This window comes from Synechococcus sp. R60.1 (genome assembly GCF_047461835.1).
Lineage (GTDB): Bacteria > Cyanobacteriota > Cyanobacteriia > Thermostichales > Thermostichaceae > Thermostichus.
The window spans coordinates 1-7,298 of sequence record NZ_JANSIA010000118.1 but is presented as its reverse complement, the minus strand read 5'-3'; the positions used below and the strand labels follow the sequence as shown (position 1 = coordinate 7,298).

Below are 7,298 nucleotides of genomic sequence, written 5' to 3'. Positions count from 1 at the left end.
TGCAGCAAGCCCAGGTAGAATCTACTGCTCCCTTTGCAAATGGAATTACATTGGTCTCCAGCAATCCTTCCAATGGCCAAAGAGGGATCCCAATTGACCAAAATATCCATCTGCGTTTTGATCGACAGCTTCCAGCCGGAATAACAGGTCTAGCCTTCGGGATCCAGCCCCCTGTGGAGGTGGCCTTTGACATTCAGGGAAACGAGCTGATCTTTCAGCCTTTACAGCTACTCAGCTACAGCACAGATTACAGAATACTCTTGCCTGCAGCCAAAGAGCTGGATTTACAAAAGCCCATAGAATTGACTTTCCGCACCGAGCCTCAGTACAGTTACCAGCGAGATATTAAGCCCTTGCTAGAAGCCAGTTGTGTAGGTTGTCATCAGCAGGCCGGTCGGATGCGGCGCAGCCCTTTAGATAGTTATGCTGCGGTGATGCGTTATGTAACGCCGGGATCGGAAAATAGCGAGTTGCTCAAACCGCGTTGGTTAGCTCGTCATGCTGTCATCCAGCGAGCTGCAGGGATCCGTTTGAATGGGGGGGGAGTGGATGCCCTGAGTTTGTTGTCGCAGGGCAGGGAAGGAGCTGAACCTACGCCCAGGGTTCCTGTGAGTGATCCCCAGGGAGAGTCTCCCGGATCTTTTATCGGACGCAGTGGATCCCCAGAATTGGCCTATATTCGTCGCAACGGCACCGGCATGGATCGCCTAGGTCACTTGAGCGCTGATGAAATTCAAATCCTGCGTACCTGGATTATTCAGGATCAAGCGGCTGAGGCCCATAAGAGTTAGCCTGATGGGCTGGAGAGTCTTTACCAACAAAGATCCCTTGCTCGTTTGTTTACTTTAAGATTAGGAACCTACGAGATCAATTTGATGACAACCCCCACAGAGGATCGGCTAGACCGGATTGAGCGTGTTGTAGAAGTTTTGGTGAACCAGCAGAGGGAAGTGCTGGGGCGCGTCGATGGGTTGTCTCACCGGGTGGATAGCTTGACCGAGCAGGTGGATAACCTCACGGATCGAGTAGACAACCTGACTAACCGAGTAGATAGCCTGACCGACAGGGTGGATAACCTCTCCCAAAGTGTCAGCAAACTTTCCGCCGATGTCGATAAGTTGGGCTTCAAGTTCGACACTGCTCAATCGGTTGGGGAGCGGCTAGAGCGGCTGGCAACCAGCTTGATCGCAGGAGCCACGATTAGCATCATTGCCGGGGTTATCCTTGTGCTGCTCAGAGAGGGATCCCGTTAATTCTTTCCCGCCCCCTCGATGGAAAAAAATAGGGATCCCAGCCAATGGGATCCCTGGTTATCCTTCCTCTAGTGTTTCAGTCCTCAACACACCTTCCCTATGAGATGCTCTGATTCTAAGAGCCGACCCGTGAAAAAGTCGTGAAACTGACAGATGAGGTGGAAGGTTAAGCCTTGCTCAGGTGGTCAGGGATCCTGTTCGGGCGATAAGCGCCAATTCCACCTGATTTTCTTGGGGCTGCTCCAGTTGCACCTCCACATCTCGGCCAAAGAAGCCTTGCATTTTTTTCTGGTAGCTTTCCTGCCATTGTTGAAAGGGAACCTTGGGGGAATCGAACAGAAGCACCAAGGTATACCGGCCATCTCGCAGCTCTTCTCTGTACCCTCTCACCTTGGGCAGATCTGCTTCCAGAGGGCCGCGCAGACCCAGAAACTCCAGGGCATCTTCCAGGTGGGCATTAGCCCCGTAGCTATATTTGGTGATATCGGCGCGGACTTGCTTTTGAATTTCCGTGGCCTGCTGGGCGCGGGCTTGGATCACCTCGAGAGAAGGGGCGGCCAGGGCAGGTACCGGCTTGAGTTCCACTACCTTCATGGTTATCCCTCCCAACAGCAAGGGGATCCCGGCGAAGAGGCCGATCAAGTTCAAGGTAGGATCGTTGTAGTGGGCAAAGCCCCAAGCCGTGGCGGCAACTCCGGCCAACAAAACGAGGGTACTGACGGGGAAGGGCAATTTCTCGAACATCGCAGGCAAGATTGCAGAAGAAGAAGAAAGGCAACCTGAAAACCCAGGCTAGCAGGAAAAGGGCCGGCGGTGGACTTAACCTCCATTGGGATGGATAATCACAGAAATGTCCACCTGGTGTGTTGAGGAGTGGTCTGTGGTTCTGTCCGATCTGTCCAAAATCTCCCGTCATTTGCGCTCGCTGGATCGCAAAGCCCAGGAGCGAGCACCTCTATTTGAGGCCATCCGCCACTATTGCAGCTTGGATAAGGCTCCTTTTCACACGCCAGGCCACAAACAGGGACGTGGGATCCCTGCCGACTTGCGGACCTTTCTGGGAGAGAACGTCTTCCGGGCGGATCTGACCGAGTTGCCAGAGGTGGACAACCTCCACGATCCCGATGGGGTGATCCGGGAGGCCCAGGAGCTGGCTGCAGCGGCCTACGGCGCCGATCGCAGTTGGTTTTTGGTCAACGGTTCCACCTGCGGCGTGGAAACGCTGGTGATGGCGGTGTGCGATCCGGGAGACAAGATCCTCTTGCCGCGCAACTGCCACAAATCCGCCATTGCCGGGGTGATCCTCTCTGGGGCGGTGCCGGCCTATATCGAGCCGGATTTTGACCCGGAGCTGGGCATTGCCCACGGGATTACCCCAGCCGGTTTGGAGGGGGCCTTGGCGGAGCATCCCGATGCCAAAGGCGTTTTGGTAGTCAGCCCCACCTACTACGGGGTCTGCTGCGATGTGCAGGCTTTGGCCTCCATCGCCCATGCCCACGGCCTGCCGCTGCTGGTGGATGAGGCCCACGGGCCCCACTTTGGGTTTCATCCGCAATTGCCCATCTCGGCCCTAGAAGCCGGTGCGGATCTGGTGGTGCAGTCCACCCACAAGGTGATCTCCGGCATGACCCAGGCCTCGATGCTGCACCTCAAGGGATCCCGCATTGACCCCAACCGGGTGCGCAACATTCTGCAACTGCTGCAATCGACCAGTCCCAGCTATGTGCTGATGATGTCGCTGGATGTGGCACGGCGGCAGATGGCACTGGAGGGAGAAGCCCTGCTGGGCCAAGCCTTGGCTTTGGCAGATCAAGCCCGCGCCCGTCTCAACCGCATCCCAGGGCTTTTCTGTTTTGGCCTAGAGCGCATTGGCTCTACGCCTGGCTTCTTCGATCTAGATCGCACCCGCCTCACGGTAACGGTGACGGAACTGGGGCTGTTTGGCTTCGACGCTCACGACTGGGTTAACGATCACTTCCACGTGCAGCCGGAGATGTCCACCCTGCACAATGTGGTCTTCATTGTCAGCATCGGCAATACCCAGCGAGACATTGACCGCCTGGTGGAAAGTTTCGCCGCCCTGTCGCAACATTTTCAGGGATCCCGCCCATCCAGAGCGGCAATGGAAAAAATGCAGCGGCTGGCACAACTGCCCCGTCCTTGCTTGCCACCACAACGGCTATCACCCCGGGAGGCTTTTTTTGCTCCCATTCAGCGGGTGCCTTTCCAAGAAGCAGTGGGCCATATCTGCGCCGAGATCATCTCCCCCTATCCACCTGGGATCCCGATTTTGGTGCCGGGAGAAGAGGTGACTCAAGAGGCGGTGAACTATCTGCTGTTGGTGCATGAGGCAGGCGGCTTTATCAACGGCCCAGAGGATGTGCGCCTACAAACCCTGAAGGTGGTCAAAGCAACGGCCTAGTCCTCTCCAGCAGGTTTATGGACGGGTTTTTGCCGTTTGCGCTGGGGGGAGCAGCGGTAGGGAGTTTGCCGGGGTGCCGGGGCGGCGGGCTACCTTCACCCGATCCACCCGTGGCCCCTCCATGCGCACCACCTGAAACTCCATCTCTTGGTAGGTGAACTTTTCCCCAGCACGCGGGATCTTCTGCATGTGGTAGATCAAAAAGCCCCCCAGCGTTTGGTAATCCTCGTGCAGAGGCAGGTTGAGGCCACAGCGCTCGTTGATCTCTTCAATATCTAGCTGAGCCTGGATGAGCAAGGTATTTTCGTCAAGTTCTTGGATGTCCGGCTCCTTGGTGTTGGGATCCGGGCCATCGGAGAGCTTGCCGACAATCTCCTCCACCAAGTCTTGAATGGTGATCAGGCCCGCCGTGCCGCCAAACTCATCCACCACCACCACCATCGGCCAGTGGTGCTGCCTCATTTCGGGCAACAGTTCGGCAATCGGCTTGTTCTCCGGCTCAAAGTGGGCCTCGCGGATAAAAGGCGTGATGGGGCTGTGGAGGTCGATGGATCCCTTGGCCAGCTCCCCAATGACTTCCTTGACGTGGATCAGCCCGCGGATGTCATCCAAAGACTCGCCGTAGACCGGGTAACGGGAGTGTCCTGATTCGGCCACCTCGGCCAGCACCTCTTGCACCGTTGCAGTTTCCGGCACCGCGTCGATGCTGGTACGCGGGATCATCACCTCGCTGGCCACCGTCTCGCCGAACTCGAAGATGTTGCTCAAAAGCTCTCGCTCTTCCGCCTCGATGTTGCCCGACTCCACCGAGGAAGCGATCAACAGTTGCAGCTCCTCCACCGTCATGGTGCTGTAAAAGGAAGTGGCCTCGGGGATGCGGACGCCCAAGATGCGCAGCAGGCAGCGGGAGGAGAAGCGGAGCAGCTCGACAAAAGGGTGGAGGAAGCGGCTTACCAAGCGGTTGAGCCAGGCCAGTTTGAGCGCAATCGGCTCCGAATAGAGGATGGCCAGAGTCTTGGGGATCAGCTCCCCCACCACAATCTGAAAATAGGTGAGCAGCGAAAACACCAACACCACTGCCACCCCTCGAACAAGGGCCGGATCCAGGTTCTGAAGCCAAGCCAACTGCCTCAAGGCCAGAAACAGCGTCGGCGCCACTTGCGTAGCCCCGATCCAGCCCAACAACACACTGGCCAGGGTAATGCCCAACTGGGTGGTGGAGAGGGCATATTCCAGTTGCTCTTGGGCTTTTTGCACAATTGCCGCCTGGCGGTTCCCTTCGCTGGCCAACTGCACCATCCGGGAGCGCCGCGCCGATACCAAGGAAAACTCGACTGCGACAAAGAAAGCGTTGATGACCAGAAGACCGATGACCCAAAGGAGACTAAGCGACGCATCTCCCCACGAAAGCTCAGTGTTGGGGAAAGTAGCCGCCGAGGCTAAAGGGGGGTCGTCCATCAGGGGGAGCAGCAAGACGGATAGACAGCATTCTAGCTCAGCCTGACCCCACCACCTGTCCTCGGCCGGCAGTCGAACTGGTTTCAGCTATCCGTCAACTATCGATGACGCCCTCTCCATGCCCAAAATGCAAGGGATCCCCGGCTTTCGCAGTTCTCATTCATCAAGCAGTAACAGCTACAACCTTTTCCGGCAACGCTCACCCCCGCCTATGCAGGGGGCATCTCCTGGGTGCTAGTCGCCGATATCGACAATATTGCCGGTAGTGGCGTCGATCTTAACTTCAATATCGTTGGTAAATTTCACTTCCCAAACTAGGCGTCTATCTTCGCGCTCCAACTCAACTTCTTTGATCACAGCATTGGGAACAGCAGATCGAGCGATCCGAATAGCTTCCTCAATGGGGATAGGCGGAGCAGAAGATTGGGCAAAAGCAGTTTTCATGCTCCCACCTACCAGTAGCATCGGGCCGCCGAGGGGCAAAATGCCAAGCAAAAGTAAGGAAGCAATCGAAAGTTTTGCAGGCTTTATTTACAGCTGCTTGAGCAACCACCTCCTTACCCTACCACCCTGAGACCAAAGAAGCCTTGCCACAAGGAGCATTGCTGCCTTCACAAGGAGTTCACCCCCTTTGCGTCATAGGGTGTAGCTGCTCGGCCCCTCTTCGGCTATGGACTGTTTGCTCCTCCAATCCAGCCCTCTCAGAAATGGACTGGCTGAAGAACACCGCTGTAGGGAAGGAATGCACCTACACCTATCCCGCGTGCTGCTACTACAGGCAGGGAAGTCATGCCGACGTTGGAGCTCCCGGCACTGCACGAATCGGTGATAATATTCCTACCTCTCATTCCTACCCCGGTGGGTGCCGACCATGCCAGATTTTCTGCCCTACGCCTACTTTCAGGGCCAGATTGTCCCCTTTGCTGAGGCGAAGATCTCCATTGCCACCCATGCTCTGCACTACGGGACAGCGGCGTTCGGCGGCCTACGCGGGATCCCTGATCCGCAAAACCCGGATCAAGTTCTGGTGTTCCGTCTGGATCGCCATTGCCGACGGCTGAGCCAAAGCGCCCGCCTGCTCTGTTTTGATCTCCCCGCTGAACGGATTGAGCAGGTGATTGTGGAGCTGATCCAGAAAAATCGGCCCTCCACTTCTTTCTACATCCGCCCCTTGGTGTACACCTCCGATTTGGGCATTTCACCGCGGCTGCACAACATCGAGAAAGACTTTTTCGTGTACGGGTTAGAATTGGGGGATTATCTCTCGCCGGAGGGGGTCAGTTGCCGCATCAGCTCTTGGGCCCGGCAAGAGGATCGCAGCCTACCATTGCGGGGCAAGATCACCGGCGCCTACATCACTTCCTCTTTGGCCAAAACCGAGGCGGCGCAGGCTGGCTATGACGAGGCCATTTTGATGAACTCCCAGGGCAAAGTGAGCGAAGCCTCGGGCATGAACATCTTCATCGTGCGCAATGGCGTGCTGATTACCCCCAGCTTCGACCAAGATATCTTGGAAGGGATCACCCGCGACAGTGTCCTCACCCTGGCCCGCGACCTGGGGATCCCTACCCAAGAACGGCCCGTTGACAAATCGGAGCTATTGATTGCTGACGAGGCCTTTTTAACCGGCACTGCTGCCAAGATCACCCCCATTCGCCAGATCGAGCAGTACGTCCTGCCCCCCTCCCGCCCCATCACCGAGCAGTTGCGGCAGAAGCTGACGGCAATTACCGAAAATCGGGATCCCGTCTATGCCCATTGGGTGAAGGTGATCCCTCTGAAAGAAAGCTAGTCCCTAGTCGAGGGGAGAAGCGTCATTATTAAACTGAGCACTCTAGATGGGTAGAGGGGGATCCCTTGCACGAAATTTCCATTACCTGGGCCGACTACCACCGCAAAATCGAGGAGTTGGCCGTCAAAGTCTACGAAAGCGGGTGGGAATTTAACCAAATCGTCTGTATTGCCAAGGGGGGGCTGCGCATTGGCGATACCTTGGCCCGTCTTTTCGACCTGCCCCTGGCTATTCTCTCAGCCTCTTCCTACTCTGGGCCCGGTAACCGCCAGCGGGGGCAACTGACCTTCTCGCGGGATCTAGCCATGACCACCGCCAACCTGGGCAGCCACGTGCTGTTGGTGGACGATCTGGCAGACTCTGGCATGACCCT

General features: G+C 56.7%; 8 protein-coding genes. 5 read left to right on the top strand and 3 right to left on the bottom strand.

Annotation, left to right across the window (positions count from 1 at the left end; genetic code table 11):
* Both NW834_RS12880 and NW834_RS12875 read left to right on the top strand, forming a co-directional pair.
* Nucleotides 1–791: Ig-like domain-containing protein (locus NW834_RS12880; RefSeq protein WP_414426336.1), on the top strand; the 791-nt coding region annotated here is incomplete at its 5' end.
* A gap of 84 nt (nucleotides 792–875) precedes the next feature.
* A complete protein-coding gene (locus NW834_RS12875) occupies nucleotides 876–1,253 on the top strand; it encodes a hypothetical protein (protein WP_414329093.1) in 378 nt (125 codons plus the stop codon).
* Between the two features lie 177 nt (nucleotides 1,254–1,430).
* On the opposite strand, the gene NW834_RS12870 is transcribed toward NW834_RS12875, so the two are convergent.
* Entirely contained in the window at nucleotides 1,431–1,997 is a 567-nt protein-coding gene (locus NW834_RS12870; protein ID WP_414343483.1) for a DUF2854 domain-containing protein, read from the bottom strand.
* A 136-nt stretch (nucleotides 1,998–2,133) separates the two neighbouring features.
* On the opposite strand from NW834_RS12870, the gene NW834_RS12865 reads away from it, so the two are divergent.
* Nucleotides 2,134–3,675 (top strand): aminotransferase class I/II-fold pyridoxal phosphate-dependent enzyme, encoded by a 1,542-nt coding sequence (locus tag NW834_RS12865; protein ID WP_414419755.1) that lies wholly within the window; start codon nucleotides 2,134–2,136, stop codon nucleotides 3,673–3,675.
* Nucleotides 3,676–3,690: 15 nt separating this feature from the next.
* Here NW834_RS12865 and NW834_RS12860 read toward each other — a convergent pair whose 3' ends face one another.
* On the bottom strand, nucleotides 3,691–5,133 hold the full coding sequence (locus tag NW834_RS12860; protein ID WP_414419754.1) for a hemolysin family protein: 1,443 nt from the start codon (nucleotides 5,131–5,133) through the stop codon (nucleotides 3,691–3,693).
* Between the two features lie 234 nt (nucleotides 5,134–5,367).
* The gene (locus tag NW834_RS12855; RefSeq protein ID WP_414419753.1) at nucleotides 5,368–5,577 is read right to left on the bottom strand and encodes a PepSY domain-containing protein; all 210 of its coding nucleotides are present in this window, start codon (nucleotides 5,575–5,577) and stop codon (nucleotides 5,368–5,370) included.
* Nucleotides 5,578–6,004: 427 nt separating this feature from the next.
* Between NW834_RS12855 and NW834_RS12850 the strand changes: the two genes are divergently transcribed.
* Nucleotides 6,005–6,925, top strand: a complete 921-nt coding sequence (locus tag NW834_RS12850; protein WP_414419752.1) for a branched-chain amino acid transaminase — start codon at nucleotides 6,005–6,007, stop codon at nucleotides 6,923–6,925.
* Between the two features lie 65 nt (nucleotides 6,926–6,990).
* Nucleotides 6,991–7,298: phosphoribosyltransferase (locus NW834_RS12845; protein ID WP_414426335.1), on the top strand; the 308-nt coding region annotated here is incomplete at its 3' end.

Coding starts and splice junctions, on each gene's coding strand:
- NW834_RS12875 (WP_414329093.1), top strand. CDS start 876: ATGACAACCCCCACAGAGGATCGGCTAGACCGGATTGAGCGTGTTGTA.
- NW834_RS12870 (WP_414343483.1), bottom strand. CDS start 1,997: ATGTTCGAGAAATTGCCCTTCCCCGTCAGTACCCTCGTTTTGTTGGCC.
- NW834_RS12860 (WP_414419754.1), bottom strand. CDS start 5,133: ATGGACGACCCCCCTTTAGCCTCGGCGGCTACTTTCCCCAACACTGAG.
- NW834_RS12855 (WP_414419753.1), bottom strand. CDS start 5,577: ATGAAAACTGCTTTTGCCCAATCTTCTGCTCCGCCTATCCCCATTGAG.
- NW834_RS12850 (WP_414419752.1), top strand. CDS start 6,005: ATGCCAGATTTTCTGCCCTACGCCTACTTTCAGGGCCAGATTGTCCCC.